Raw genomic sequence first — 26557 nt, 5'->3', positions numbered from 1 at the left:
GTGAAGGCGGACGGACGGTAGGATCCGGTGTAGTAAGCGGGATCATCGAATAAGAGAAAGACAAAGCGAAGGAAAAGAGACGTCAAAAGGCGTCTCTTTTTTGTGGAGAAAAAAAGGGGAGAGGGAGAGCAGGGATAGTGCAGCGGGAGAAAGGCGGGCTGGGACCAAAAAAATTGCTATATTGTCTTTCTTGCGAGGTTTTCCTGGAAAAATCCCCAAATAGCAAGGCACAGCAACAGGATGGCAATGGCCGAGGAACCATAGAGGATGATATCGTATATATCATTTGCGGAAGTGGAAAGGGGCGTTTCTGCGCGGAAATACAGATCGCCGCGCCAATCCGCCGTGCCGCAGTTATCAAGGGCTTCCTGATAATATCTTTGGATATCCGGATCCAGAGCAGAAACCGGCTGCAGGGAGCCGAAAAAGGAAATGGCTTCGCCTTGATAAAATTCTGCATCGGGGTTCGTCCAATAGGAATAGAATGCGTCCATGATGGCGTCGCCATTTTTCCATTTCGCGCCGGGAAGCTCAACGGGATAGCAGACGGGCGTATTGACTCCATCCGCCATCAAAAGCAGCGCATAGTATTTGGTTGCCGTTTCCTCCGTCTCTCCTTCATAGGCGATGCCACTTATAAAAGAGAACAGCTCTCCTTCCACATACTGCCCCTCTGTCAAATCCGTAATATAAAGTTCCTCGATAGGCATTGCCTCCTGCTGGCGGGCAAAAACGGCGTCGTTGGAAAGAATGGTATACAGGCAGGTGCCTGCAAGAACCAGAAACAGGCCGCTGAACAGGAGAAGGGTTTTCCGGGTGGAACGTATAAATTCCCGCGGGCTGCGGCGTGTTAAAAGAAGGCCCTCCTTTTTTGCCGCACGGCAGGCGGCGATATATGGCGCCCAGCAGATGGTGAAAAAAACAGCAAGGATGATAAGAACGGCGCTATAGACAAGATGCAGCTCGATCAAAAGGACGGCAGCGGCAATCCAACAGATCGTTCCTAAAAGGGAGACAATGGTTGCCAAAACAGATTCACGGTAGATGAAATACAGATAGGGAATGGAAATCATGGCGGACCTCCTTTGCGGGTGATAGCGAGGGTCTCCCGGTTTCCGGGAAAAACGCGATGTGGTGCCGGACTGTATACAGAGGTTCGTGCAAATGGAAAGGAAAATATATTTCATCTTCAGTATAAGGGATAATTTACGACAAAGCAATAAAAAATATTTGGATGACCGGGGAAAACTGCGTCATAAGTAAAGGGAAAGAGCCGCGTTGCAAAACAAAAAGGCGGGTTGCGAAAACCAGACGCTTGCAGTATCATACATAGAGAAAACGAAAGAAAAGCGAGGAGATGGCATGAAATATCTGATTGTGGGAACGGGCGGAACCGGCGGAGCGATTGGCGGCTATCTGGCGGCGGATGGGAGAGACGTCTCTTTTATTGCCCGCGGCGTGAACCGGACGGCAATGAAAGAAAAGGGGTTGTTTATCCATTCCAAACGCCGTGGAGAACTGCATATCCGGGAACCCAAGGTGTATACGATGGAGGAATGGCAGGGGACGGCAGATGTGATTTTTGTCTGCGTCAAATGGTATTCCATTGGGGAAGCGGCAGAATTTCTGAAAAAAGCGGCCGGGCCGGAAACCCTGGTCATTCCCATTTTAAATATCACGGACGCCGGAGAACAGCTTTCCCGGGAGCTTCCGGAGCGTAAGATTCTGGACGGCGTAATTTATGTCTCCGCCTTTTTGTCCGCGCCGGGAGAGATTACGGAAAACGGCGCGGTCTTTACCATCGTCGCGGGGCCATGGCGGCCGGAACCGCAGGCGATCTATGAAAAGCTGGCGGAACTGAAAGGAGAATTGGAGGAAAGCCGGATTCAGTTCGAGATTTCCAAGGACATCCGGAGCGACGCGTTCGAAAAATTCAGCATGGTTTCTCCCTTTGCCGCAGCGGGAACCTATCTGCATATTGCGGCGGAGGATTATGAAAAAAATCCAGCCCATATGCAGCTTTTCCGGGCGCTGGTGGGAGAAGTGCGGGATGTGGCCCTGGCCATGGGTTTATCCATGCGGGAAGATATCGTGGAAAAGAATGTGAGGCTGCTCACAAGCTGCGCGCCGGACTCCACGGCCTCCATGCAAAAGGATTATGAGGCGGGCCATGCCAGCGAGGTGGATGGCCTTGTATACCAGGTGGTTCGCCTGGGCCGGGCTTACAGCGTTCCCACACCCAATTATGAAAAGATCGCCCGGGCGCTGGGTTTTCGGGAGTAAAGGAGCGGGATATGGATATTCGCATAGACGCTGCCTGGAAGGCGGCCTGCCCGGGGGCAGCGCTGGGATGCCTGTTCTCGAGGGTGAAGGTAGAAACGGATTGCCCGGATCTGCAAAAGGAAATGGAGCAGTCGCTGGAGAAAATCGCCGGAAATCTGCGGCGGGACGAGATTGTCGCTCTGCCCCGCATCCGCGACGCCCGGGAGGGATACCGGGCTGCCGGCAAGGACCCGCATCGCTATCGCAGCTCCTGTGAGGCCATGCTGCGGCGGATTACCTCTGGCAAGGGGCTGTACCGCATTAACAACGTGGTGGACTGCAACAATATCGTTTCGGTGGAGAGCGGCTTTTCCCTGGGAACATATGACACGGCCCGGCTCACGGGCGGGGTGGTCTGGCAGATCGCTCCCGAGGGGACTCGCTATCCGGGCATTGGCAAAGAGGAAATCAACGTGGAGTTTCTTCCCGCCCTGCGGGACGGCGCGGGATTCTTTGGCAATCCGTCCAGTGATTCCACCCGCGCCATGATCCGGCCGGAGAGCCAGGAGGTTCTGCTCGTGATCTATTCCTTTGGCGGAGCGGACGGACTGGAAAGCGCACTCTGCCGGGCAGAGGAACTTTTTGCCATCCATTGCGGGGCAGAGGAGATGCGCCGCCGGATCATCAGAAACGATGGCTGATGTATAAGCATATATAAGCCCATGGAGAAGAACATGAAAGAGAACTATCAAAAATGGATGGAAGAGACCATCGCCGGGTTGAAAGGGAGGCCCCGCCTTTTGCTGCATAGCTGCTGCGCTCCCTGCAGCAGCTATGTGCTCACTGCCTTGGCTCCGCATTTTGACATCCTGCTGTTCTATAGCAATTCCAATATCACATCCCCGGAGGAATATGAGCATCGCCTTTTCGAACAGGAACGGCTGATCCGGGAACTTCCCTGCCGGGATGCCATCACGATGATGGCGGATCGCTATGCCCCGGAAGAGTTTTTTGCAGCGGCCAGGGGAATGGAGGCCGAACCGGAGGGAGGCCGGCGGTGTGAGGTCTGCTTCCGCATGCGCCTTACCCACGCGGCGAAAAAGGCCCGGGAGGTTGGTGCAGACTGGTTCACCACCACCCTCACCATCAGCCCGCATAAAAATGCCCAGCTTTTAAATGCTATTGGCCAGGAGCTGGGAGAAGAATACGGCGTCCCTTACCTATGCTCGGATTTTAAAAAAAAGGATGGTTATAAAGAGTCCATTCGTCTTTCGGACGTGTATGGATTATATCGCCAAAACTATTGTGGCTGCGTGTTTTCCAAGGAAGAGGCGCGGCGGCGCGAAGCGGATAGGGAAAAATAAAGGATCGCCGGCCTTTGAAGGTATACCTTGCTTTTTGAAAAGATAAGCTCTCTATTCGCGCTTTTACCGCAGATGGGGGGAGCGTTTTTTAGGGAAAGAGACGGCGGGAACGCCGGCGGCAGGGAGGTGGATGCCGCGAAACCTGCCCGCGGTCGGCTGGAGAAAATACGGCAAGGAATAGCTGCAAAATACCATTGCGGATAATTTTGCAGGGCTGTAAAATATCTTTGCCCGCTTTCTTTTTAAGGCAAGAAGGCTCCGCTGGGACAAAGGGATATGGAAAAATGCTCTGCTCGGAAGAGATGAGCGGAGATAAAAGAACACAGTCATAAAACATCTTTGCCCGCTTTCTTTTTAAGGCAGGAAGGCTCCGTGGAATAAAGGGATACGGAAAAATGTTTCTGCCCGGAAGAGATGGACGGAGATAAAAGAACACAGTCATAAAATTTCTTTGCCTACTTTCTTTTTAAAGAAAGTAGGGGGGAGGGAAAATGAAAAAATCAATGGATGCCGTTTTGGCAGGAAGCCTGATACTTTGCATTGTTTTGGCGATTTTGGGATATTTCCTTCTGCCGGATACACTGGTGATGCAGATCACCGCCTCGGGCGCAGCGGGAACTACGATGCCTAAGCTGCTGGGGATTTTGATATCACCTGCGTTTTCTGCCTTTGCCCTGTTTTGGTATAAAAAAGACAGGGGTGGCCGGTCGGCTGTCATCGTGTCGGCAGTGGCGGTTCTGATTGGCATACTGACACTGGCATTTAATCTGGGAAGATAAAAAGCAAATAACAAAAGCCCTGCCAAAGCGCAGGGCTTTTGTGACTTTATAAAAAGGATTATCTGCCAATTTTCTCATAAAGGGTGCTGACACGCTGCACCAATTCATGATCCTGGGGAAGCTCACAAACCTGGCTTACTGCGGCGGCAATCCCTTTCTCCCGGATCAGCGCCTGAATCTCCATAGCCTTGGGATCCTTGGGCTCGGCATAGGCCATGCCGTTGGCGATGGACTGGATGAGCGCCTTGGGATCAATGCCGTGCTTCAGGCAGGTGAGGGCATTGCCGGTGAGACGGTCGTTATGGGAGAGCTTGCGCATGGGATCATAGGCCACGCGGAACACATAATCCGTGTGGGGTGACTGAAGCTTGGTGCGCAAAACGTAGCAGAAGTCATAAAGTTCCTTTTCCGTGATGGGGAATTCCTTTACCAGCCCGGCGCAGGATTCATCCAGAACCTCCTGCACCAGATTGAAAATCTCCGGATCGGCCATGCCTTCGTTGATGGTGGTGTACCCCTTTAAATATGAGGCAAAAGCGCAGCAGGCATGGGTGGAATTATAGGTATAGAGCTTGATATCCTTGAGCTGCTCGATGTTGTCTTTGAGCTCCATCCAGGGAACCTGGGAGAGATCGCAATAGACGGGCGACTGGATGAGCAGCGTGGCGACGGCTTTGGTCTCCAGCTCCAGGGCGGCGGGAGAAGGAGAGGTAGTTCCGCGGCGGATAATGACATCCCGCAGCGCCACGTTCTCCCGGAACCAATCCTGGGCCGCCGGAGAGAGGGGCTTCAAAAATTCTCCTTCAATGTGGGCCATGATATGGTTCTTATTGGTGCAGGAGAGAATGGTCAGCTTCTGCGCGGGATTTTCCTTGGCCCGCGCCTCCAAAAGCGGGGCCAGATAGGCCGCAGCATCGTCGATATCTGCGGGATAGAGGGCCAGCGCCATAAGATCGGCACAAAGAAAGGCATCCCGGCAGGAATATGCCGGATCTGTGAGATACACATCATAGCCATCCACAATATGATCGTATGTTTTTTCGGTTTCATGCACCTTTACGGTGTATTTTCCAGCGTCGCGCATCGCGTTTGCGACCTCCGGATCCTTGTCTAGAAAAGAGAGCCGCCATCCAGCCGTATGATACACCTCACCTAAAAAGCCCTTGCCGATCTTGCCGGCACCGACGATAAAAATTTCCTGCATCCTTACATCCTCCTGCTTGTTTTTTCAAATCTTATATCAATGTGTATACATAAAAAGTCAAAAGTGAACGGAACAATACATATGAAAACATAAGCTCTTGCGGACGAATGTACCATCCAATTTTTCTCAGAGCTTGCCTTCTATAGCAACAAATTGAAAATAAACCCCGGTGAAACATAACGTTGCCTCCCGGGGCTGTTATTTTATTTTTAAGCGATCATGTGTTTTTAATGACGACCTGTTCGATCACATCGGCTGCATGCTCACACAAGTCGCAGCATTTTTCCAAGCTCTCATAGACAGCGTTATGCCCCAGCAGCATTTTTCCATTGACATCCGAGCCAAACAGGTTATAGATTGCGTCTGTATAGAGAGTGTCTCCCTCGGTTTCGATATCGTTAACCTTGATCAAAAGCGACCGCAGGGCATGGGGCTTTTTAAAGTTTTTCAATTCCCCTGCGGCCTCATATAAGGCGCTCACACAGCGGTTCACGATCTTGGAAAGCTCGGCGGCTTTTTCCGGAACCTGGTCGATATGGAACATATAAAATTCCATGATAACCTCATCCAGAGCATCGGTAATGTCGTCAATGATCTGAACCAGGCGAAGAATATCCTCCTGATCGATGGGAGTGATGAATTCCACGGAAAGCTTCGTCAAAATATCGTGATGGATATCGTCGGCGGCGTGTTCAATGGCGTGCATCTGATCCATATACGCCGTAATTTTTCCCGGATCAAATTCGCAAAAAATTTTTTCCAGGAGATTGGACGCCTCCACACTGCAGGAAACCTGCTGTTCCAGCAATTTAAAATAATCGTTGTTTTTCTTATTTCTTGCCATACTTTTATTCTCCTCACGCAAATATCAATAAAAAGAGCTTCGCCATTCCGTATCCCAGAAGGCCGCAGCCCGGAAAAGTGAATATCCAAGTGAACACCAGATCTTTCACCACGCTCCAGTTTACATTGCTGATTCTCCGGGCGGCTCCGACGCCCATGATAGCCGTGGTTTTGGTGTGGGTCGTGCTGACGGGCATACCCGTCAGGGAAGAAAGCAGAAGGCAGAGCGTTGCGGAAAAATCCGCGGCAAATCCCTGATAGGGCTTGAGCTTTACCATATCCATGCCGACAGATTTGATGATCCGATATCCGCCGATGGAGGTTCCCAGCCCCATGACAACGGAGCAGAGAATCATCAGCCAAACGGGAACGATAAAAGTGGAAGTGCCGGCTTGTCCGCTGGCGAAGGCAGCGCCCAGGAGAAAAATTGCCATAAACTTCTGGCCGTCCTGCGCGCCGTGCATGAAGGCCATGGCCGCGCCGCCGGCCACCTGCGCACCAGAGAAAAAGCGTTCCGTCTTCATTCGGTTTTTATTTCGGCATAAAAGCACCGTGAGCTTGGAAGAGAGAAACCCGAGAACAAACCCCAAAATTGTGGAAAGGATAAGCCCATAGATAACTTTCATCCATTCGGCGCCGTTGATGCCGGCAAAGCTGTTCTGGATGGCAACGGCAGCGCCCGAGAGACCGGCGATCAGCGCATGGCTTTCGCTGGTGGGGATGCCAAAATACCATGCGGCAGTCGCCCAGATCACGATGGCCGCCATGGCTGCGCAAAGGGCGATCAAGGACAGGTGCGCATTCTCGCCAAAGTCTACCATGTTGTATATGGTCATGGCGACCGAGGCATTGATAGCGGTCATGACGAAAACGCCAAGGAAGTTGAAGATTGCCGCCATGATAATGGCTTTTCGCACTCCAATCGCTTTTGTGGAGACACAGGTGGCAATCGCGTTGGGGGCATCTGTCCAACCGTTGACCAATATGACACCCAGCGTCAGAATGGTGGAGATGAGCAGCATGGGATTGCCCAGCATTTGACCGATAAATTCAAACATATCCATAAATAAACCTCAACAAAAATGCATTTGTCTTATCTGCTGAAAAAATATTAAAAATAAACAGATCATGTAAACAAGAACATAACCAGAGAAACACGCTCCCGGAGCCATCGGTTTTTTCGTGCGATGGAACCTCTGTCAAAAAGGGCAATCCATTTGGAAGTCCGGAACAAAAAAATTGAATCCATTTTTTCCTGCCCGGAATGAACTGCATATGGCCACAATCGTTATCCCGGCAGAAGAACCGAACTGCCGTCTTGAACACTGCTTTTTCTTCCAAAAAATATATCCTGCTCTTTGGGAACGCCGGGTGGCACTTTATCAGATTATACCATGTCTTTGCCGCGCTTCGTGCGGCGATGGCAGCCGTCAATGAATGCTCAGGACGCGGAAACTTGTTTCCGAACCGTTTGTGCGTTCATTATTATATCATAGTTCTGTCATATTTGGAAGAAAGAAAGGCGATTCGGATGAAAATTCAGAGCTTATAAAAGGGTAAACTAAATTATGGGAGGGAATCTCCCGCCCGGAATATATCCCGATTTGTTATATTTTCCATAAAAACAGCGGAAGAGAGCTTTTGCCCTCTTCCGCCGCTGGTTTATTTCCTGTTTGCCATGAGCTTGCGATAGTTCTCTGCGACGCACTGGGTAATATGGTGGTCGATGGGAAGGGAGCAGATCTCGCTCACGGTCTTTTCAATGCCCTGCTCCTTGATTTTCTTCTGGATATCCATAGCGACTGGATCCCGGGGATCGTCATAGGCAAAGGCGTTGGCCATGGTAATCATGATGTGGACCGGATCCAGGCCATGTTCATAGCAATACATGGCGTTACCGGTCAGCCGGTCGTTGCGGGAAAGCTTGCGGGCCGGGTCCCAGCAGACGCGCAGAAGCTGGTCATAGATGGCGTCTTTGGTCTGAATCTTCAGGCAGCGGCACATATCGAAGATGTCCTCTTTGGTGATGGGGAATTCATGAGTAAGCCCAAAGGAGGATTCTTCCATGACATCGTCAAACAGCTGGGAGATCTCGGGATCCGCGATGGAATCCTCCACCGTGGTATATCCCTTCAAATATCCGGCATAAGCGCAGGTGGCGTGGGTCGAGTTGATGGTATAGAGCTTCAAATCCTTCAGGAGAAGGATATTGTCTTTGAGCTCCATCCATTCCACATCCGAAAGGTCGTTATACAGCGGCGGCTGGATGAGAAGCGAGGCCACGACGCTCGTGCGGATATCCGTGGAATAGTTGGTGTCGGCAATGGTGGAACGACGGATAATGGAATCCCGGAGCGCCACATTGTCTTTAAACCACGCGATGGTTTCTTCGTTTTCCATACCCCGATAGAACATCTCCTCAATATGCTCCATCAGGTGGTTCTTGTTGGTGTTGCAGATGATGTCCAGCTTCTGGGCCGGGTTTTCCTTGGCGCGGCGCTGGAAGATTTTTCCCAGATAGGGCGCGGCATCGTCAAAGTCCTCGGGATAGAGGGGCATCATGATGACGTCCGCATGAATGGCCGCATCGGCGACGGAATAGCCGTCGTCCACCAGAAAAGCCTCATAGTCCGTGATGACCCGGTGATCCGTGCGATCCTCACGGCAGCACATGACCTTATAGCCCTCCGGCTTTTTCAGGTTTTCAATAACCCGCGGGTCCTTGTCCAGAAAGCTCACCTTCCAGTTCTTGGCCGCATCGAATACCTCACCAATAAAGCCCTTGCCCAGTTTGCCTGCGCCGACAATCAATACGTTTCTCATTTTTTTCTCCTTTCCGCTTAGGGAATTTCAAATCTATGCTCATGATACAACGTCCGACGGAGAAATGTCAATTCCTGTTTGCTTTTTTTAAAATTTGTATCAGAAGATGGGGCGGCGCTTGGCGGAAGGATAGGGGACCCAGAATTCTTGGGGGGGGATAATCCTGCCTGCCGGTTCCAAAGCGCGCTGATACTTATTCACGTAGTGAGAGGCGAAACCCAGGAACCCGCTATTTTTAATAGAAAGGTACAAAAAAACAAACGATCCGCCGGAAGAGCTTTCTTTGCGAATAAGGGAAGAAAACTAAAACTCTTGTTTGGGAAACAGGCGCCTTCCTATTCATTTTATAAAATCGGGAGGCATAGGCAAGAGAAAATCAATTGCAATAAAAAAGGACGCAGCTGCGTCCTTTTTTATACAGATGGGATTATTTCGCCCGTTTTTCCATGAGCTTGCGGTAGTTTTCCGCAACACACTGGGTGATATGGTGGTCGGCGGGAATGCCGCAGACTTCGCTGATGGCCTGGACGATGCCCTTTTCCTGGATCTTCTTCTGAATCTCCATGGCAATGGGATCCCGGGGATCGTCATAGGCCATGGCGTTGGCCATAGACTGCATGAGGGCGACAGGCTCCTTGCCGTGTTCATAGCAATACATGGCGTTGCCGGTCAGCCGGTCGTTTCTGCCCAGCTTGCGGGCCGGATCCCAGCAGACGCGCAAAATGGCGTCGTTGATGGGAGAATCCAGCTTGACATAGAAGAAGGCGCACATATCGTCGATCTCCTCCTTGGTGATGGGGAATTCGCGGGTCAGCCCATAGCTGGCCTCCTCCATAACCTCGTTTACCATGGCGACGATCTCCGGATCGTCCATGCACTCTTCAATGAGGGTATATCCCTTCAAATATCCCGCGAAAGCGGAGGTGGCGTGCATGCCGTTGATGGTATAGACCTTCATATCCTTCAAAAGCTCGATTTTATCCTTCTGCTCCATCCAGGGAACGTCCTTCAGATCGTTGTGAAGCGGCGGCTGAATGAGCAGGGTCGCGCAGCACATGGTCCGAAGGTTGGTGGCGGCGTTGTCATCCGCAATAGTGGAACGGCGGATGATGGAATCGCTCAAATATACCTGATCCTCAAACCATTTGCGGGCCTCATCGCTGCCCAGGTCCTTCAAAAAGGTTTCGCGGATGTGATTCATATAGTGGTTATAGTTGGTGTTGCAGACGATATCCAGGCTCTGGGCCGGATTCTCTTTGGCGCGGCGGGCCAGCATCTTGCTCAGATAGGCAATGGCCTCGTCAAAATCCTCGGGATACAGGGGCATCATAATGACGTCTGCATGGATGGCCGCATCCGCCGCCGAGAACTGCTCGTCCGTCAAAAACGCGTCGTAATCCGTGATGACCCGATGCTCCGTGCGGTCCTCATAGGAGCATTCCACGGTGAAGCCCTCGGGTTTTTTCAGGTTCTCGATAACCCGGGGATCCTTGTCCAGATAGGAAACGTGCCAGTTTTCCGCTTCGTCAAATACTTCGCCGATAAAGCCTTTGCCCAGCATTCCGGCGCCGACAATCAAAACCGATTTCATGAAATACCAATCTCCTTATCAAAATTTCAAAGATAATTTTATGATAACGCGCCGGGGGCCTTGTGTCAACGGGACAAGAGATGGGTTAAAATAAATTATGCGCCACTATATATAGATAAGGTAGAAAAAAGGCGGAAAAAAGGCAAAAAAATTAGAAAAAACCCCTTGCAATCGGGAAAAACATACGCTATAATACAACTGTTGCGCTATGGACAGGGGTGTTTTGCGCCCTTTTAAGCCGATAGCCGCAGCCGGGCGGGAGGTTGCCGGAGGCCATTTCCGGGTAATTTCCGCCGGAAAATAGCTCGCCCAGCGAGGCGGGCGCTCCAAAAGCAGCAAACGCGAAATGCGTTTGCGCTAAAAAAACAATATGACACGCCCGGCAGCGTGTACCGAGGCCGGGAAGCAAAAGCAAAGGAGGAATAACAAATAATGGCGAGCCAAAGAATCAGAATTAAGTTAAAGGCATATGACCACAACTTAATCGACCAATCTTCCAGCAAGATTGTGGAGACGGCGAAGCGCACGGGCGCGAAGGTGTCCGGGCCGATTCCGCTGCCGACGCAAAAGGAAATCATCACCATCCTGCGGGCCACCCACAAATACAAGGATTCCCGGGAACAGTTTGAGATCAAGACCCACAAGCGCCTGATCGATATTCTGGAGGCCAACGCAAAGACCACCGACGCACTCATGCGTCTGGATCTGCCGGCGGGTGTTGATATCGAGATCAAGCTCTAATAGGCGGCGTAAGGAGGTAAACAATGAAAGCTATATTAGGTAAAAAAGTTGGAATGACACAGATTTTTGCCGAAGACGGACGGATGATCCCCGTAACCGTCGTTGAAGCTGGCCCCTGCGTTGTCGTGCAGAAGAAAACGGATGAAATCGACGGCTACAATGCAGTTCAGCTTGGATTTGGCGAAATCCGGGAAAAGCTCGTGAACAAGCCCAAGATGGGCCATTTCAAAAAGGCGGGCGTTCCCGTGAAGAGATATTTGAGAGAGTTCCGGACAGACGAAGTCGCCGGAATGGAAATTGGACAGGAGTTCAAGGCGGATGTCTTTGAGACCGGCGACATGGTCGATGTTACCGGCATCTCCAAGGGCCGCGGCTTCAAGGGCGTTATCGCCCGGCACGGCCAGCACCGGGGCCCCATGACCCACGGTTCGCGCTATCACCGCCGGCCCGGTTCCATGGGCGCCTGCTCCTATCCCGGAAAGGTGTTCAAGGGCAAAGGGCTTCCCGGCCACACGGGCGTTGAAAAGGTCACCATCCAGAACCTGGAGATCGCCATGGTCGACGCCGAGAAGAATCTGCTCCTGGTGAAGGGCGCGGTGCCCGGCGCCAAGGGCCAGATGATCACCATCAAGAAAAGTGTAAAAGCATAAACTGCGAAGTGAAAGGAGGAAGCTTACATGCCTAACGTAATGATGTATAAAACAGACGGCACACAGGCTGGCGAAATCAAGCTGGTGGACGAAGTGTTCGGCGCGGAAGTCAACGCAAACGCGATCCATCAGGTCATCGTTGCTCAGCTTGCGGCCTTGAGACATGGCACACAATCGGCCCTGGGACGTTCGGAAGTCCGCGGCGGCGGCATCAAGCCTTGGCGCCAGAAGGGCACCGGCCGGGCCCGGCAGGGTTCCATCCGCGCTCCCCAATGGACAAAGGGCGGCGTGGTATTCGCCCCCAAGCCCCGTTCCTATGCCATGAAGGTAAATAAAAAGATCAAGAAGCTCGCCATGGTGAGCGCCCTTTCGGACAAGGTGGCAAACGAAGAGCTGATCGTTCTCGATGCCCTGAAGCTGGATGCGGCAAAGACCAAGGAAATGGCCAAGGTTCTTTCCAACCTGAAGGCGACGGGCAAAGCCCTGATCGTCACGGCCGAGAAGGATGAGGAAGTCATCCGCGCGGCCCGCAACATCCCCGGTGTGAAAACCGCGATTGTCGGCGGCTTTGGCGTTTACGACCTGGTAAACTGCGATAAGCTGATCGTCACCGAAGAGGCGGCCCGGAAAGTGGAGGAGGTTTACGCATAATGAAAGATATTCACGATATCATCAAGAGCCCTGTGCTCACCGAGAAAAGCTATGACCAGATTCCGCAGAAGAAATACACCTTTGAAGTGGATATCAACGCCCACAAGACCGAGATCAAGGCGGCGCTGGAAGAAATTTTCGGCGTGAAGGTGGAGAGCGTCAACACCACGAGAAAAGAAGGCAAGTTAAAGCGGCAGGGCCGCACCGAAGGCCGGACGCCTGCGGTGAAGAAAGCCTTTGTTACCTTGAAGAAGGATTCCAAGGGAATCGAATTCTTCGAGAGCATGGTACAGTAGCTTAAGGAGGAGGAACCACACAATGGCGATTAAAAAATACAATCCGACTTCTCCCGGAAGAAGATTCATGTCGGTTTCCGCTTTTGAGGAAATCACGACCAATAAACCGGAAAAGTCCCTGCTGGCCCCCATCAAGAAAACCGGCGGCCGCAACGTTCATGGACGGATCACCGTGCGCCACATCGGCGGCGGCGCGAAGCAGAAATACAGAATCATCGACTTCAAACGGAACAAGGACGGCATTCCCGCCAAGGTTGCGACCATCGAATACGATCCCAACCGGACGGCCAATATCGCCCTGCTCCACTATGCGGACGGTGAAAAGAGATATATCCTGGCCCCTTACGGGATGCAGGTGGGCGACACCATCCTTTCCGGCGAAACCGCGGACATCAAGCCCGGCAACGCTTTGGAAATCAAAAACATCCCCGTGGGCACCATGATCCACAACATCGAGATGAAGCCCGGCAAGGGCGGCCAGATCGCCCGCAGCGCCGGCAACGCCGCGCAGCTCATGGCAAAGGAAGGCGCGTATGCGCAGGTCCGTCTCCCCTCGGGCGAAGTTCGGATGATCCCCATGAACGCCAAGGCCACCATCGGCCAGGTGGGCAACCTGGACAGTGAAAACGTCAATATCGGAAAAGCCGGCAGAAAGCGCCATATGGGCGTCCGCCCCACGGTCCGCGGCTCGGTCATGAACCCCTGCGACCACCCCCACGGCGGCGGCGAAGGCAAATCCCCCATTGGACGGCCCGGCCCGGTTACGCCCTGGGGCAAACCCGCTCTTGGCTATAAGACGAGAAAGAAGAAGAACCCCACGAGCAAGTTCATCGTGAAGCGTCGCAACGGCAAATAGGGCGCCAGACAGGAAGGAGTGTAAATAATGAGCAGGTCAGTTAAAAAAGGACCTTTCGTTCATGAAAAGCTGCTGAAGAGAATTCAGGAGATGAACGAGAAGAATGAGAAAAAAGTGCTGAAAACATGGTCCCGTGCTTCCACAATCTTCCCGGATATGGTAGCCCACACCATCGCAGTACATGACGGCAGAAAATTTGTTCCGGTGTATGTCACCGAGGATATGGTTGGACACAAGCTGGGCGAGTTCGCCCCCACCCGTACCTTCCGGGGGCATGCAGGCGAGAAATCGTCCAGATAAGGGAGGAGAGTAGAGAATGGCAACACGCGAGAGAGAAAAGAGTCTCAAGAGACGTGAAAATAAAGATAAGCGGCCTCGTGCAGTGGCAAAATATGTGCGTATTTCCTCCAGAAAGGTGAAGGTTGTCATCGACCTGATCCGCGGCAAACAGGTTGGCGAAGCGCGGGCGATCCTTCTGAACACGCCCAAGGCGGCCAGCGAGCCGGTCATCAAGGTGCTGGACAGCGCCGTGGCCAACGCGGAAAACAACCTGGATATGGTAAAAGACAGCCTGTATGTTGCAGAAGCATACGCGGATCAAGGCCCGACGCTCCGGCGGTTCCGGCCCCGTGCGCAGGGAAGAGCGACGAGAATCCGCAAGAGAACCAGCCATATCACAATCATTTTAGGCGAGGTTAAGGAGGAGGTTTAAGATGGGCCAAAAAGTACATCCGCACGGATTTAGAGTTGGTGTAATCAAGGATTGGGATTCCCGCTGGGTAGCGAAGAAGGGAACTTTCTCCGACTACCTGGTTGAGGATGACAAGATCCGTAAATATCTGAAAGAAAAGCTGTTTGCTGCCGGCATCTCCAAAATCGAGATCGAGCGCGCAGCCAACAAGGTCTCTGTGAGCATCTATACCGCCAAGCCCGGCATCGTTATCGGCAAGGGCGGCACGGGGATTGACGTTTTGAAGGCCGAGCTTTTGAAGCTCACCGGCAAAAACGTTGTCGTCAACATCATGGAAGTCCGCCGGCCGGATCTGGACGCGCAGCTTATCGCTGAGAACGTTGCAGGCCAGCTGGAGCGCCGGATCTCCTTCCGCCGCGCTATGAAGCAGGCCATCGGCCGCTCCATGAAAGCCGGATTAAAGGGTATCAAAATCATGACCTCGGGCCGTCTGGGCGGCGCGGAAATCGCCCGCACCGAGCAGTATCACGAGGGTTCCATTCCGCTGCAGACCATTCGCGCGGACATCGACTATGGTTTTGCCGAAGCCCACACCACCTATGGACGCATCGGCGTCAAGGTTTGGGCCTATAAGGGCGAGATCCTGAACAACCCCTTGAAAGAGCGGGCAAAGGCCGCTAACGAGGGAAGAAAAGCACCGGAAGGAGGCAGAAAACATGTTAATGCCAAAAAGAGTCAAGCGTAGAAGAGTGCACCGCGGCCGCATGAAGGGCAAAGCGATGCGCGGCAACACCGTGACATACGGTCAGTATGGAATCGCGGCCACCGAGCCGGGCTGGATCAAATCCAACCAGATCGAGGCTGCCCGTGTTGCCATGACTCGTTACATAAAGAGAGGCGGACAGGTCTGGATCAAGATCTTCCCCGACAAGCCGGTTACGGAAAAACCCGCGGAAACCCGGATGGGAAGCGGAAAAGGTTCTCCGGAATACTGGGTTGCCGTTGTGAAGCCCGGCCGCGTGCTGTTTGAAATCGCGGGCGTGAGCGAGGAAACCGCAAGAGAAGCTCTGCGCCTCGCCGGCCACAAGCTGCCCATCAAATGGAAATTTGTGAAGAAAGAAACTGAGGAAGGCGGTGAGCAAGTTGAAGGCTAAGCAATTTCATGAAATGGCGGATCACGAGCTGGAACAGAAGCTCGTCGACCTGAAAACCGAGTTTTTCAACCTGCGTTTCCAGAAAGCCACCGGCCAGCTGGGAAACCCCTTGAGCATTCGGGAAGTCAAGAAAGACATCGCGCGCGTCAAGACCATTTTGAAAGAGCGCGAGCTGAAGGCTGCTAAATAAGTTTGGAAAGGAGAGCTTCCGTGGAAGAACAAGCAAGAAATCTTCGCAAAACCCGGATCGGCCAGGTTGTCAGCGATAAGATGGATAAAACAATCGTAGTTGCGGTAAAAACCAAGAAGAAACATCCTTTATATAAGAAAACCGTGAACTATTCGAAGAAGTTCAAGGCACACGATGAAAATAATGAATGCGGCATCGGCGATACCGTAAAAATTATGGAAACGCGTCCGTTGAGCAAGGATAAAAACTGGAGACTCGTTGAGATTATTGAGAAAGCCAAGTAGGAAAGCAAAGGAGAGAACATTATGATTCAGCCACAAACACGTTTAAAAGTAGCTGACAACTCCGGGGCGAAAATTGTGCAGTGCATCAAGGTGCTTGGCGGTTCGATGAAACGGACGGCTAACATCGGCGATGTGATCGTAGCTTCGGTGAAAACGGCTACCCCCGGCGGTGTTGTTAAGAAAAAAGACGTTGTCAAAGCGGTTGTAGTTCGCAGCGTGAAGGGCGTCAGAAGACCGGATGGTTCCTATATCAAATTTGACGAAAACGCGGCAGTCATCATCGACGCGAACAAACAGCCGAGAGGAACGCGTATCTTTGGGCCTGTTGCTCGGGAACTGAGAGACAAGGATTATATGAAGATCGTGTCTCTGGCCCCCGAAGTACTTTAAGGAAGGCAGGTTCGTTCATATGACAAAATTGCATGTTAAAAAGGACGACACGGTCGTCGTTATTACAGGAAAAGACAAGGGCAAGAGCGGAAAGGTGATGGAAGCCTATCCGGCCAAGGGCAAGGTGCTGGTTGGCGGCGTGAACGTCGTGACAAAGCATAAGAAAGCCCAGGGCCAGTCGGATCCCGGCGGCATCATCCACCAGGAAAACGTCATCGACGCTTCCAACGTGATGCTCCAGTGCCCCAAGTGCAACAAGGCCACCCGGACAGGCAAAAAGGTCCTGGACGATGGCAAGAAAGTCCGCTTCTGCAAGAAGTGCGGCGAAATCTTGGATAAATAAGCTGAAAGGAGGAAAGAACATTGCCTAGATTAAAGGATACTTACAAAGCAGAGATCATTCCTGCCATGATGCAGAAATTTAGCTATAAAAACATCATGCAAGTTCCGAAACTGGAAAAAGTCGTGATCAACATGGGCATGGGTGATATTAAAGACAACCCCAAAGGCCTCGATTCAGCTCTGGAAGAACTTTCGATTATCTCCGGCCAGAAGCCGGTTGTGACGGTGGCGCGCCACTCGGTGGCAAACTTCAAGGTCCGCGAGGGCATGAAGATCGGCGCCAAAGTGACGCTGCGCGGCGACCGGATGTATGAATTCGTCGATAAACTCATCAGCATCGCGATCCCCCGCGTCCGGGATTTCCGGGGACTCTCCCCCAAATCTTTTGACGGCCGGGGCAACTTCGCCATGGGATTCAAAGAACAGCTGGTGTTCCCCGAAATTGATTATGACAAGGTCGAGAAGGTGCGCGGCATGGATATCATCATCGTCACCACCGCGAACACCGACGAAGAGGCCCGCGAACTTCTTTCGTTCATGGGCATGCCTTTCAAGAAATAAGGAGGAACAGGCAAAGTGGCTAAGAAAAGCATGATTTTAAAGCAGCAGAGAGGGTCGAAATTCTCCACGCGGAATTACACCAGATGCCGCATTTGCGGGCGCCCTCATTCCGTGCTTAGAAAATATGGCATTTGCCGTATTTGTTTTCGTGAGCTTGCTTACCGTGGACAGATCCCCGGTGTGAGAAAGGCAAGCTGGTAAGAAGCACTTTTGAAAAGAGGAGGAACAAGGAAATGCCAGTTACGGATCCGGTAGCGGATATGCTTACACGCATTCGCAATGCTTTGGTGGTAAAAAAAGAAGTCGTGGATATGCCCGCTTCCAAGATGAAGATGTCCATCGCGAAAATCCTTTTGAAGGAAGGCTTCATCAAAGGCTGCGAACTCATTGAAGACGGCGTGCAGGGAACCCTGCGCGTGAAACTGAAATATGGCGCAAACGGAGAACGGGTGATCTCGGGGCTCAAAAAGATCAGCCGGCCCGGCCTTCGCGTTTATGCGAGAAAAGATCAGGTGCCCAAGGTGCTGGGCGGCCTGGGAATCGCCATTATTTCCACATCCAAGGGCGTCATCACGGACGCTGAGGCTAGAAAAAATTCTGTGGGCGGAGAAGTTTTGGCCTACATCTGGTAGGATCGCTTCATAGACCACAAGAGAGGAACAAGGAGAAGATATGTCTAGAATAGGTAAACTTCCTGTCGAGCTGCCTGCCGGCGTGACCGCTTCCCTGGAAAGCGGAAACGTACTTAAGGTGAAAGGACCCAAGGGTGAGCTGTCCCAAGCGTTCAGCGGCGACATGGAAATCAACATCGACGGCAATGTGATCACCGTATCCCGTCCGTCGGACAAAAAACAGCATAAAGCACTCCATGGTTTGACAAGAGCACTCATCGCCAACATGGTCAAGGGCGTTCACGAGGAATTCGCGAAGGAACTGGAGATCATCGGCGTTGGATACCGTGCGCAGCTTTCCGGCAAAAAGCTGGTGCTGAACATGGGCTATTCCCATCCGGTAGAGATCGAACAGCCGGAGGGCATCAAATTTGAGGTTCCCTCCCAGACGGCGATCATCGTCAAGGGAATCGACAAACAGCAGGTTGGGCAGGTGGCTGCAAACATTCGCGCCGTCCGGTCGCCTGAGCCGTATAAGGGCAAGGGTATCCGCTATAAGGGCGAATATGTGCGCCGCAAAGAAGGCAAGTCTGGAATGTAAGGGGAGGTTCTTTAAGGTATGATTAAAAAAGTAGATAAAAATGCAATCCGTAAAGGACGTCACCAGCGCATCCGCAACAAAGTGAGCGGAACGGCAGAGCGTCCCAGAATGTGCGTATACAGAAGCCTGAACAACATCTATGTGCAGGTGATTGACGACGTTGCGGGCAACACCCTCGTCGCGGCATCCACGCTTGACAAGGATCTGGCGGGAGTGATCGCGGATAAGACGAAGAAAGAAGCCTCCAAGATCGTGGGCGAAACCGCGGCGAAGAAGGCTCTGGAAAAAGGAATCAAGGAAGTGGTCTTTGACCGTGGTGGCTATGTCTACACCGGCCGGGTCGCTCAGGTTGCAGACGGCGCCAGAGAAGCCGGTCTGAAGTTATAAGGAGGGTTTGAAAGTTGCAACGCATTGATGCCAGTACACTGGATTTAAAAGAAAAGCTTGTAGCCGTAAACCGCGTAGCCAAAACGGTAAAGGGCGGCCGCAACATGCGCTTCTCTGCGCTGGTCGTCGTTGGCGATGAAAACGGCCATGTGGGATGCGGCATGGGCAAAGCAGCCGAAATCCCCGAAGCGATCCGCAAAGCGGTGGAAAGCGCGAAACGGCAGATGATCGAGGTCCCCACCAAGGGAACCACAATTCCTCACGAAGTCATCGGAAAGTTTGGCAAGGGCCAGGTTCTCATGATGCCCGCTCAGGAAGGTACCGGCGTTCTGGCCGGCGGCCATGCCCGCGCGGTGCTGGAACTGGCCGGCGTGAAGGATATCCGGACCAAGTCCTATGGCTCCAACAACCCCATCAACTGCGTAAAGGCCACCATCGAAGGCCTGAAGCAGTTAAAGACGGCGGCGCAGGTGGCGCGGCTGCGGGGCGTGAGCCTGGAAGAATTGCAGTAAGGGGGTAGCAAATCATGGCACAGTTAAAAATCAAGCTCGTGAAGAGCACCATCGGCTGCCCGCAGGATCAGAAAGACACCGTGAGAGCTCTGGGCCTCCGGAAGCTCCAGTCCACGGTCGTCAAGGAAGACAACGCACCGATCAGAGGCATGATCTTCAAGGTGAAGCATCTGGTATCGGTAGAAGAAGTATAAGGAGGGAAGCTTTATGAAACTCCATGAACTGACGAGCGCTCCCGGCGCGAGAAAAGCTCCCAAAAGAGTCGGCAGAGGCTCTGGTTCGGGCCTGGGAAAAACTTCCGCCCGCGGCCAGAAGGGCCAGAAATCCAGAAGCGGCGGCGGTGTTCGCCCCGGTTTTGAAGGCGGCCAGATGCCCCTTTCGAGACGGCTTCCCAAGAGAGGCTTCACCAACATCTTTGCAACAGTTTACACCACCGTCAACGTGGAAGACCTGAATGTATTCGAGGATGGAACCGAGATTACGGCGGAATTCTTGAAGGAGATCAACTTCATCAAGAAGGTGAACGACGGCCTGAAAATTCTGGGGAACGGCGAGCTGACGAAAAAGCTCAATGTCAAAGCCGCCAAATTCACAAAGTCCGCGCAGGAAAAGATCGTTGCCGCGGGGGGGACTGCTGAGGTGACCGAATAATGTTTAAGGTCTTGGGAAATGCTTGGAAGATAGCAGACTTAAGAAAAAAGATTCTATACACGCTGTTCATTCTTTTGATCTATCGCCTGGGATGTGTAATTCCCGTCCCGGGCACGAATGCGGCGTATATTGCTTCGCAGGTGGAGAACTATAGCCTGCTGGGGTTCCTGAATGTGTTCTCGGGCGGCGGCCTGCAGAATATGTCCATCTTTGCTCTGGGCGTTATCCCGTATATCAACGCTTCCATTATCATGAACCTTCTGACTATTGCGATTCCAGCTCTGGAACGCATGAGCAAGGAAGGGGAGGACGGAAGAAAGAAAATCGGGAGAATTACCCGGTATCTGGCTGTAGGCCTCGGCCTGGTGCAGGCCATCGGCATCCTGGTGAGCATGGGAAGCCAGGCTGTGCAGTCCACGGATATTTTCAACTATATCACCATCATCCTCTGCCTGACGGCAGGAACGGCTCTTATTATGTGGCTGGGCGAGCGGATCAATGAAAAGGGAATCGGAAACGGCATCTCCCTGCTGATCTTCATCGGAATCGTCGCGAAGCTCCCTTCAGAGATTATTACTCTCTGCACCAACGTTTTCAGCGGAAACACCAGCGCGTGGATCCTGGTGGCTTTTGTCATTGCGGCCATCGTCATCATCGCGGCCCTGACCTTTGTGGATCTGGGCGAGCGGCGTATCCCCGTGCAGTATGCGAAGCGGGTTGTGGGACGCAAGCAGTATGGCGGCCAGTCCACCTTTATCCCCATGAAGGTCAACCAGTCCGGCGTTATGCCGCTGATTTTTGCCATGACCTTTGTGCAGATTCCTGGCATGATTGCCCAGTTCGTGCCGGACAGCGGTTTCGCCTCCTGGGTGAATCGTTTCCTGGGAACGGGCAGCTGGCTCTATGCGGTCATCTATTTCGTGCTGATCCTGTTCTTCTCCTATTTCTATGCGCAGATCGCCTTTAACCCGGTGGATGTGTCCAAGAACATTCAGCAGTATGGCGGGTTCATCCCGGGCATCCGTCCCGGACGGCCCACTTCGGATTATCTGGCCCGCATTCTTTCCCGGATCACGCTGTTTGGCGCCATTTTCCTGGCGTTGGTGGCAGCGGTTCCGACCCTGTTCTCCACAATGTCGGGCATGAACACGGCCTTTGGCGCAACCAGCCTGCTGATTATGGTCAGCGTCTCGCTGGAGACGACCAAGCAGCTGGAGAGCCAGATGATGATGCGTCACTATAAGGGATTCCTGAAATAATAGAGGAGGAAAGCGATGAACCTGATATTTTTAGGGCCTCCCGGAGCGGGAAAAGGCACCATTGCAGCGGAGTTGAAGAAGAAACTCCCCCTGGATCATCTCTCCACGGGCGATATGCTTAGAAGCGAGATGAAAGAGGGAACAGAGCTGGGAAAAATGGCGAAGGGCTATATCGATGAAGGAAAGCTGGTCCCGGATCAGGTAATCATCGATATGGTGGAAAAGCGCCTGGCAGCGAGCAGCGGAAATGTACTTTTCGATGGCTTTCCCCGCACTGTAGAGCAGGCGAAGGCTCTCGATAAAATTGCAAAGATCGATGCGGTCATCAATTTGGCGGTGGATGCCGATGTAGTGGTGGCACGGATCTGCTCCCGGAGGATCTGCCGGGACTGCGGCGCCGTATACAACACCAACTGGCATTCCGGCGAGACATGCGATGCCTGCGGCGGCGCACTGTATATCCGTGACGACGATAACGAATCTACGGCGCGGAAGCGGTTTGACGTCTATATGGAACAGACCGCCCCTCTCATCGAATATTACGATAAGCAGGGCATCGTTCATACCTATGACGTGAGCGAGTCTACCAGCTATGTGGCAGAAGAAGTCGCTGCCATGCTGGAAAGCGGAAAGTAAAACATGATTATTTTGAAGTCTTTGGATGAAATCGAAAAGATGCGGGCGTCCGGGAAAATCGCCGTTGCCGCCATGGAGGCGGTTGTTGCGGCGGTGCGCCCGGGCATCAGCACAAAGGCGCTGGATAAAATCGCTCTCGAAGTGATCACAAAATCCGGTGCAAAGGCGTCGTTCAAAGGTTATAACGGATTTCCGGGGGCGATCTGCGCTTCCGTCAATGACGAGGTCGTCCACGGGATACCCGGCAAACGCAGGTTGGAAGAAGGCGATATTCTGAGCATCGACCTGGGCGCGATCTATCATGGCTACCATTCAGATATGGCGCGCACGGTGCCGGTAGGGAAAATTTCGCCGGAGGCGCAGAACCTCATCGACGTGACCCGGGAGAGCTTCTACCGGGGAATTGCCCAGGCACTGGCGGGAAACCATGTGTCCGATATCGGCCGGGCCGTGCAGGAATATGCCGAGTCCTATGGAATGGGAGTCGTGCGGGAGCTGGTGGGCCATGGCGTGGGGCAGAATCTCCATGAGGCGCCGGATGTTCCCAACTATGCGGGAAAGTCCAAGGGGCCAAGGCTCCGGGCGGGCATGACCATTGCGGTGGAACCCATGATCAACCTGGGAACTGAAAAGGTGACCTGGGATGACGACGGATGGACGGTGCATACGGCGGACGGAAAATTATCCGCCCATTATGAAAATACTATTGCCATCACCGAGGGGGAACCCGAATTGCTGACTGTGCTTTCCGCCTTTTAATGGATAGCCGGGCAGGAGTTGAAGGAGACAGATTGGTGGAACATACAATTTGCATCGGAAGGGTTTGCCGATCCAAGGCCGGCCGGGACAAGGGAAAGTATTTCCTTGTGAAGGAGATCGTCGACGAGCAGTTTGTTCTGATTGTCGATGGGGCCGCCCACAAAATCGCCAGCCCCAAGCGCAAGCGGATCAAGCATCTGGAATGCCGCGGGGATGTTGCGGAGGCTATTGCGGCAAAGCTCAAAGAGGGCGCAAAGGTGTTTGACGCGGAGATCAACAGCGCGCTGAAAAGTCTCGGATATGATGAGAATCGATAAGGAGAGGTCAACTTGTCTAAAAGTGATGTAATCGAAGTGGAAGGTGTCGTAACGGAGGCGTTTCCCAATGCCGCCTTTGAAGTGGAGCTGGAAAACGGGCATAAGGTGCTCGCACATATCTCCGGAAAGCTGCGGATGAATTATATCCGGATCCTCCCGGGCGACAAGGTCACGGTGGAGCTTTCCCCCTATGACCTGACAAGAGGACGGATCACATGGCGGGGCAAGGCGTGAAAAACGCGTTTTTCCCCGGATAAATCGCAAAAAAAGCAAAATATTTTTGGAAAAAGGATTGCAATTCCTTGCAATACCAGATAGAATATAAAGGTGCGCTTGTCTCCTTTTTTGGGGGGGTGCGCCATGGCAAAATGCGGGGCAAGCACCCGGCGTTTCGTCTATAGTAGATAGGAGGAAGCAAAATGAAGGTTAGACCGTCTGTGAAGCCTATTTGTGAAAAATGCAAGATCATTAAGCGGCATGGGAAAGTTATGGTCATCTGCTCCAACCCCAAGCATAAGCAGAAACAGGGCTAAAAGAGGCATGCGGCGCGGCGCAAAGGCTGCCGGCCGGTGTTTTGGTATATAAAAAAGCTAAAAAATAAGCTGGTTTGCACTGTTGCTGTGCAGCGGCTGTATGGGATGGCTATTGCTGTGTGCTGTCCCATATTGTGCAGGCATGCAATCATCTTATCTTGATAGAAACAAAATTAGCCGGAGGTGAAAGGTTAACATGGCACGTATTGCCGGGGTAGATTTACCCAGAGACAAGCGTATCGAAATTGGACTGACCTATGTATATGGTATCGGCCTGAAATCGGCGCAGAACATACTCGCCCAGACTGGTGTCGATCCGGATATCCGGGTGAAAGATCTTTCCGAAGAAGATGCGGGCAAGATCCGTGAGTATGTCGATAAGCATTATAAAGTAGAAGGTGACCTGAGAAGAGAAGTCAGCCTTAACATAAAACGTCTGATGGAAATCGGATGCTATCGCGGTGTTCGGCACAGAAGAGGTCTGCCTGTTCGCGGCCAGAGCTCCAAGACCAACGCACGGACGAGAAAAGGTCCCAAGCGCACGGTTGCCGGCAAGAAGAAGTAAGGAGGGAATTTGAATGGCTAAAGGTAAAAAAGTTACTAGAAAGCGCAGAGAGAAGAAAAACATCGAGCGCGGCGCCGCCCATATTCGCTCTTCCTTCAACAACACCATCGTTACGATGTCGGATATCCAGGGCAACGCTTTATCCCAGTCCAGTTCCGGAGCTTTGGGCTTCCGCGGTTCGCGTAAATCCACACCCTTTGCGGCGCAGATGGCGGCCGAAACCGCAGCCCGGGCAGCAATGGAACATGGCTTGAAGACAGTAGAAGTATATGTAAAGGGACCGGGCTCCGGCAGAGAAGCGGCGATCCGCGCTTTGCAGACGGCTGGTCTTGAAGTTACGCTTATCAAGGACGTTACTCCTATACCGCACAATGGTTGCCGTCCGCCGAAGCGCAGAAGGGTCTAAGGAGGTAGAATACTATGGCAAGATATACAGGTTCGGTATGCCGCCTTTGCCGCAGAGAAGGCTGCAAGTTGTTCTTGAAGGGCGACCGCTGCTATTCTCAGAAATGCGCGTATACCAAGCGCCCGGTTGCTCCGGGACAGCACGGCCAGGGAAGAAAGAAGCTTTCGGAATATGGCGTGCAGCTGAGAGAAAAACAGAAGGTAAAGCGGGCATATGGCATGCTCGAAAAGCAGTTTAAAGAATATTTCAACGTCGCGGCAGGCATGAAGGGCGTTACAGGTACCAATATGCTGTCGCTCTTGGAACGCCGGCTGGACAATGTCGTATACCGCATGGGGATCGGCGAATCCCGCGCGCAGGCGCGCCAGTTCGTCCTCCATGGCCATATTCTGGTGAACGGCAAAAAGGTGGATATTCCGTCGTATCGCGTAAACGTCGGCGACCAGATCGCTGTCAAGGAAAAGAGCGCAAGCCTGGAGAAATTCAAGGCGATTGCCGAGCAGGCGACCCGTCCCATGCCCAAGTGGCTGGAATTTGACCCGACGAAGCTCAGCGGAGCCGTTACAGCAATTCCCGAACGGGATGACATCGACCTCACGGTGGAAGAACATCTCATCGTCGAATTGTATTCCAAATAATAGCTTAATCGCTTGAAAGTGGCCCCAAAGAAACTCGAAGGAGGGTTTTTCGTAGATGTTAGAAATTGAAAAGCCGAAAATTGAATGCGTGGAACATAATTCGGATTGGAGTTATGCGAAGTTCGTGATGGAGCCCCTGGAAAGGGGATTCGGAACGACTCTCGGCAATTCCCTGCGGCGCGTCCTCCTGTCCTGTCTGCCGGGCGTGGCCGTCACAAAAATCAAGATCGACGGCGTTTTGCATGAGTTTTCCACAATTCCCGGAGTCCGGGAAGATGTGACCAACATCGTTTTGAACCTGAAGGCGCTTTGCGCGAAGCTGTTCACCAATGAGCCCAAGACTCTGATTTTGGAGGCGGAGGGCCCCTGCGAGGTGAAGGCTTCGGATATCCAGATCGATTCGGATGTGGAGCTGATCAATCCGGATCTGCATATCGCCACCCTGGACGACGATGCGAAGCTCTATATGGAAATCACCCTGGAGCATGGCCGCGGCTATGTTCTGGCGGATAAAAACAAAACTCCCAACATGCCCATCGGCGTGATTCCCATGGATTCGCTGTATACGCCGGTGAAAAAGGTGAATTTTACGGTGAACAACACCCGCGTGGGCCAGGTTACCGACTTTGACAAGCTGGAGCTGGAAGTCTGGACGAATGGTTCGATCCCTGCGGATGAAGCCGTATCCCTGGCCTCCAAAATCCTCTGCGAATATTTGGGCCAGTTTGTCAGCCTGACCAACCATGTGAGCGATGTGGAAATCATGGTGGTGAAGGACGACGGAAAGAAGGAGAAGGTTCTGGAGACAACCATTGAAGAACTGGATCTTTCGGTTCGTTCCTATAACTGCTTAAAGCGCGCCGGCATCAACACGGTGGAAGAGCTGATCAAGAAAGACGAAGAAGAAATGATGAAAGTCCGCAATCTGGGCCGGAAATCGCTGGAGGAAGTGCAGCAGAAGCTGGCTGCCCTCGGCCTTGGCCTTCGGCAGGACGATTAAGAATAAGGAG

At 52.6% G+C, this 26557-nt stretch carries 42 protein-coding genes; 35 read left to right on the top strand and 7 right to left on the bottom strand.

The annotated features are described in order from the left end of the window. Nucleotides 1–176 precede the first annotated feature (176 nt). Entirely contained in the window at nucleotides 177–1073 is an 897-nt protein-coding gene (locus tag H8693_RS08215; protein ID WP_249280560.1) for a DUF6709 family protein, read from the bottom strand. A 289-nt stretch (nucleotides 1074–1362) separates the two neighbouring features. Here H8693_RS08215 and H8693_RS08210 point away from each other — a divergent pair, with 289 nt between their 5' ends. The 4 genes from H8693_RS08210 to H8693_RS08195 all read left to right on the top strand — a co-directional run bounded on the left by H8693_RS08210 (nucleotide 1363) and on the right by H8693_RS08195 (nucleotide 4405). Continuing rightward, nucleotides 1363–2283, top strand: a complete 921-nt coding sequence (locus tag H8693_RS08210; RefSeq protein WP_249280559.1) for a ketopantoate reductase family protein — start codon at nucleotides 1363–1365, stop codon at nucleotides 2281–2283. An 11-nt stretch (nucleotides 2284–2294) separates the two neighbouring features. Next, a complete protein-coding gene (locus H8693_RS08205; protein ID WP_249280558.1) occupies nucleotides 2295–2963 on the top strand; it encodes a B3/B4 domain-containing protein in 669 nt (222 codons plus the stop codon). Nucleotides 2964–2996: 33 nt separating this feature from the next. Next, on the top strand, nucleotides 2997–3626 hold the full coding sequence (locus H8693_RS08200; RefSeq protein WP_249280557.1) for an epoxyqueuosine reductase QueH: 630 nt from the start codon (nucleotides 2997–2999) through the stop codon (nucleotides 3624–3626). A 491-nt stretch (nucleotides 3627–4117) separates the two neighbouring features. Further along, complete coding sequence (locus H8693_RS08195; protein ID WP_249280556.1) at nucleotides 4118–4405, top strand: DUF1648 domain-containing protein; 288 nt, start codon at nucleotides 4118–4120, stop codon at nucleotides 4403–4405. A 58-nt stretch (nucleotides 4406–4463) separates the two neighbouring features. Here H8693_RS08195 and H8693_RS08190 read toward each other — a convergent pair whose 3' ends face one another. The 6 genes from H8693_RS08190 to H8693_RS08165 form a co-directional block, all read right to left on the bottom strand. Continuing rightward, complete coding sequence (locus H8693_RS08190; RefSeq protein WP_249280555.1) at nucleotides 4464–5609, bottom strand: mannitol dehydrogenase family protein; 1146 nt, start codon at nucleotides 5607–5609, stop codon at nucleotides 4464–4466. Between the two features lie 217 nt (nucleotides 5610–5826). Further along, a complete protein-coding gene (locus H8693_RS08185) occupies nucleotides 5827–6453 on the bottom strand; it encodes a DUF47 domain-containing protein (RefSeq protein ID WP_249280554.1) in 627 nt (208 codons plus the stop codon). 13 nt (nucleotides 6454–6466) lie between these two features. Then, nucleotides 6467–7516, bottom strand: a complete 1050-nt coding sequence (locus H8693_RS08180) for an inorganic phosphate transporter (RefSeq protein ID WP_249280553.1) — start codon at nucleotides 7514–7516, stop codon at nucleotides 6467–6469. Beyond that, a complete protein-coding gene (locus H8693_RS08175) occupies nucleotides 7503–7793 on the bottom strand; it encodes a hypothetical protein (RefSeq protein ID WP_249280552.1) in 291 nt (96 codons plus the stop codon). The genes H8693_RS08180 and H8693_RS08175 overlap by 14 nt, the downstream gene beginning before the upstream one ends. Nucleotides 7794–8114: 321 nt before the next feature. After that, nucleotides 8115–9275, bottom strand: coding sequence for a mannitol dehydrogenase family protein (locus tag H8693_RS08170; protein WP_249280551.1), 1161 nt, complete (start codon nucleotides 9273–9275; stop codon nucleotides 8115–8117). 427 nt (nucleotides 9276–9702) lie between these two features. Beyond that, the gene (locus H8693_RS08165) at nucleotides 9703–10866 is read right to left on the bottom strand and encodes a mannitol dehydrogenase family protein (protein WP_249280550.1); all 1164 of its coding nucleotides are present in this window, start codon (nucleotides 10864–10866) and stop codon (nucleotides 9703–9705) included. A 432-nt stretch (nucleotides 10867–11298) separates the two neighbouring features. On the opposite strand from H8693_RS08165, the gene rpsJ reads away from it, so the two are divergent. From rpsJ to H8693_RS08010, 31 genes are all read left to right on the top strand, one after another. Beyond that, entirely contained in the window at nucleotides 11299–11607 is a 309-nt protein-coding gene (gene rpsJ / locus H8693_RS08160; RefSeq protein WP_178619292.1) for a 30S ribosomal protein S10, read from the top strand. 23 nt (nucleotides 11608–11630) lie between these two features. Then, the gene (gene rplC / locus H8693_RS08155; RefSeq protein WP_249280549.1) at nucleotides 11631–12257 is read left to right on the top strand and encodes a 50S ribosomal protein L3; all 627 of its coding nucleotides are present in this window, start codon (nucleotides 11631–11633) and stop codon (nucleotides 12255–12257) included. 27 nt (nucleotides 12258–12284) lie between these two features. Next, on the top strand, nucleotides 12285–12908 hold the full coding sequence (gene rplD, locus H8693_RS08150; protein ID WP_178619298.1) for a 50S ribosomal protein L4: 624 nt from the start codon (nucleotides 12285–12287) through the stop codon (nucleotides 12906–12908). Continuing rightward, the gene (gene rplW / locus H8693_RS08145) at nucleotides 12908–13204 is read left to right on the top strand and encodes a 50S ribosomal protein L23 (protein WP_178619301.1); all 297 of its coding nucleotides are present in this window, start codon (nucleotides 12908–12910) and stop codon (nucleotides 13202–13204) included. Before rplD ends, rplW begins: the two co-directional genes overlap by 1 nt. A gap of 22 nt (nucleotides 13205–13226) precedes the next feature. Beyond that, on the top strand, nucleotides 13227–14060 hold the full coding sequence (rplB, locus tag H8693_RS08140; protein ID WP_178619303.1) for a 50S ribosomal protein L2: 834 nt from the start codon (nucleotides 13227–13229) through the stop codon (nucleotides 14058–14060). 27 nt (nucleotides 14061–14087) lie between these two features. Next, the gene (gene rpsS, locus H8693_RS08135) at nucleotides 14088–14360 is read left to right on the top strand and encodes a 30S ribosomal protein S19 (protein ID WP_178619305.1); all 273 of its coding nucleotides are present in this window, start codon (nucleotides 14088–14090) and stop codon (nucleotides 14358–14360) included. Nucleotides 14361–14376: 16 nt separating this feature from the next. Beyond that, the gene (gene rplV, locus H8693_RS08130) at nucleotides 14377–14772 is read left to right on the top strand and encodes a 50S ribosomal protein L22 (RefSeq protein ID WP_178619308.1); all 396 of its coding nucleotides are present in this window, start codon (nucleotides 14377–14379) and stop codon (nucleotides 14770–14772) included. Between the two features lies 1 nt (nucleotide 14773). Further along, on the top strand, nucleotides 14774–15496 hold the full coding sequence (gene rpsC, locus H8693_RS08125) for a 30S ribosomal protein S3 (RefSeq protein ID WP_178619311.1): 723 nt from the start codon (nucleotides 14774–14776) through the stop codon (nucleotides 15494–15496). Beyond that, nucleotides 15468–15905 carry a 50S ribosomal protein L16 gene (gene rplP, locus H8693_RS08120; RefSeq protein ID WP_178619314.1) on the top strand — a complete coding sequence of 146 codons (438 nt, stop codon included), beginning with the start codon at nucleotides 15468–15470 and terminating at the stop codon, nucleotides 15903–15905. The genes rpsC and rplP overlap by 29 nt, the downstream gene beginning before the upstream one ends. A 13-nt stretch (nucleotides 15906–15918) precedes the next feature. Beyond that, on the top strand, nucleotides 15919–16095 hold the full coding sequence (rpmC, locus tag H8693_RS08115) for a 50S ribosomal protein L29 (RefSeq protein ID WP_249280566.1): 177 nt from the start codon (nucleotides 15919–15921) through the stop codon (nucleotides 16093–16095). Between the two features lie 20 nt (nucleotides 16096–16115). Further along, the gene (rpsQ, locus tag H8693_RS08110; protein WP_330605740.1) at nucleotides 16116–16379 is read left to right on the top strand and encodes a 30S ribosomal protein S17; all 264 of its coding nucleotides are present in this window, start codon (nucleotides 16116–16118) and stop codon (nucleotides 16377–16379) included. Between the two features lie 21 nt (nucleotides 16380–16400). Continuing rightward, nucleotides 16401–16769 (top strand): 50S ribosomal protein L14, encoded by a 369-nt coding sequence (gene rplN / locus H8693_RS08105; RefSeq protein WP_178621040.1) that lies wholly within the window; start codon nucleotides 16401–16403, stop codon nucleotides 16767–16769. Between the two features lie 19 nt (nucleotides 16770–16788). Beyond that, entirely contained in the window at nucleotides 16789–17112 is a 324-nt protein-coding gene (gene rplX, locus H8693_RS08100) for a 50S ribosomal protein L24 (protein WP_249280548.1), read from the top strand. A 20-nt stretch (nucleotides 17113–17132) separates the two neighbouring features. After that, nucleotides 17133–17672: a 50S ribosomal protein L5 gene (rplE, locus tag H8693_RS08095; RefSeq protein ID WP_249280547.1), complete on the top strand. Its 540-nt coding sequence runs from the start codon at nucleotides 17133–17135 to the stop codon at nucleotides 17670–17672. A gap of 15 nt (nucleotides 17673–17687) precedes the next feature. Then, entirely contained in the window at nucleotides 17688–17873 is a 186-nt protein-coding gene (locus H8693_RS08090) for a type Z 30S ribosomal protein S14 (RefSeq protein ID WP_178621036.1), read from the top strand. A gap of 32 nt (nucleotides 17874–17905) precedes the next feature. Next, nucleotides 17906–18304 (top strand): 30S ribosomal protein S8, encoded by a 399-nt coding sequence (gene rpsH, locus H8693_RS08085; protein ID WP_178621034.1) that lies wholly within the window; start codon nucleotides 17906–17908, stop codon nucleotides 18302–18304. 40 nt (nucleotides 18305–18344) lie between these two features. Next, the gene (gene rplF, locus H8693_RS08080) at nucleotides 18345–18884 is read left to right on the top strand and encodes a 50S ribosomal protein L6 (RefSeq protein ID WP_178621032.1); all 540 of its coding nucleotides are present in this window, start codon (nucleotides 18345–18347) and stop codon (nucleotides 18882–18884) included. Nucleotides 18885–18902: 18 nt separating this feature from the next. Continuing rightward, nucleotides 18903–19271, top strand: coding sequence for a 50S ribosomal protein L18 (gene rplR / locus H8693_RS08075; RefSeq protein WP_178621030.1), 369 nt, complete (start codon nucleotides 18903–18905; stop codon nucleotides 19269–19271). Nucleotides 19272–19285: 14 nt separating this feature from the next. Next, entirely contained in the window at nucleotides 19286–19783 is a 498-nt protein-coding gene (rpsE, locus tag H8693_RS08070; RefSeq protein ID WP_178621028.1) for a 30S ribosomal protein S5, read from the top strand. Nucleotides 19784–19797: 14 nt separating this feature from the next. After that, the gene (rpmD, locus tag H8693_RS08065) at nucleotides 19798–19977 is read left to right on the top strand and encodes a 50S ribosomal protein L30 (RefSeq protein ID WP_178621026.1); all 180 of its coding nucleotides are present in this window, start codon (nucleotides 19798–19800) and stop codon (nucleotides 19975–19977) included. Nucleotides 19978–19990: 13 nt separating this feature from the next. Beyond that, nucleotides 19991–20434: a 50S ribosomal protein L15 gene (gene rplO, locus H8693_RS08060; protein WP_178621024.1), complete on the top strand. Its 444-nt coding sequence runs from the start codon at nucleotides 19991–19993 to the stop codon at nucleotides 20432–20434. Further along, nucleotides 20434–21693: a preprotein translocase subunit SecY gene (gene secY / locus H8693_RS08055; RefSeq protein ID WP_178621022.1), complete on the top strand. Its 1260-nt coding sequence runs from the start codon at nucleotides 20434–20436 to the stop codon at nucleotides 21691–21693. Before rplO ends, secY begins: the two co-directional genes overlap by 1 nt. A gap of 15 nt (nucleotides 21694–21708) precedes the next feature. Next, the gene (locus tag H8693_RS08050) at nucleotides 21709–22329 is read left to right on the top strand and encodes an adenylate kinase (protein WP_249280546.1); all 621 of its coding nucleotides are present in this window, start codon (nucleotides 21709–21711) and stop codon (nucleotides 22327–22329) included. Nucleotides 22330–22332: 3 nt separating this feature from the next. Next, nucleotides 22333–23088 (top strand): type I methionyl aminopeptidase, encoded by a 756-nt coding sequence (gene map, locus H8693_RS08045; protein ID WP_249280545.1) that lies wholly within the window; start codon nucleotides 22333–22335, stop codon nucleotides 23086–23088. Nucleotides 23089–23123: 35 nt separating this feature from the next. Further along, complete coding sequence (locus H8693_RS08040) at nucleotides 23124–23405, top strand: KOW domain-containing RNA-binding protein (RefSeq protein ID WP_249280544.1); 282 nt, start codon at nucleotides 23124–23126, stop codon at nucleotides 23403–23405. Between the two features lie 12 nt (nucleotides 23406–23417). Continuing rightward, complete coding sequence (gene infA / locus H8693_RS08035) at nucleotides 23418–23639, top strand: translation initiation factor IF-1 (RefSeq protein WP_178621014.1); 222 nt, start codon at nucleotides 23418–23420, stop codon at nucleotides 23637–23639. Nucleotides 23640–23824: 185 nt separating this feature from the next. After that, nucleotides 23825–23938 (top strand): 50S ribosomal protein L36, encoded by a 114-nt coding sequence (rpmJ, locus tag H8693_RS08030; protein WP_249280543.1) that lies wholly within the window; start codon nucleotides 23825–23827, stop codon nucleotides 23936–23938. A 196-nt stretch (nucleotides 23939–24134) separates the two neighbouring features. Then, nucleotides 24135–24503, top strand: a complete 369-nt coding sequence (rpsM, locus tag H8693_RS08025; protein WP_249280542.1) for a 30S ribosomal protein S13 — start codon at nucleotides 24135–24137, stop codon at nucleotides 24501–24503. Nucleotides 24504–24516: 13 nt separating this feature from the next. Continuing rightward, complete coding sequence (rpsK, locus tag H8693_RS08020) at nucleotides 24517–24909, top strand: 30S ribosomal protein S11 (RefSeq protein ID WP_249280541.1); 393 nt, start codon at nucleotides 24517–24519, stop codon at nucleotides 24907–24909. A 14-nt stretch (nucleotides 24910–24923) separates the two neighbouring features. After that, nucleotides 24924–25547 (top strand): 30S ribosomal protein S4, encoded by a 624-nt coding sequence (gene rpsD, locus H8693_RS08015; RefSeq protein WP_249280540.1) that lies wholly within the window; start codon nucleotides 24924–24926, stop codon nucleotides 25545–25547. A 55-nt stretch (nucleotides 25548–25602) separates the two neighbouring features. After that, the gene (locus H8693_RS08010) at nucleotides 25603–26547 is read left to right on the top strand and encodes a DNA-directed RNA polymerase subunit alpha (protein ID WP_178621634.1); all 945 of its coding nucleotides are present in this window, start codon (nucleotides 25603–25605) and stop codon (nucleotides 26545–26547) included. Nucleotides 26548–26557: the final 10 nt, after the last annotated feature.

Origin of the sequence: Guopingia tenuis (assembly GCF_014384805.1) — a bacterium.
GTDB lineage: Bacteria > Bacillota > Clostridia > Christensenellales > Christensenellaceae > Guopingia > Guopingia tenuis.
This window is presented reverse-complemented; position numbering and strand designations above follow the sequence as displayed.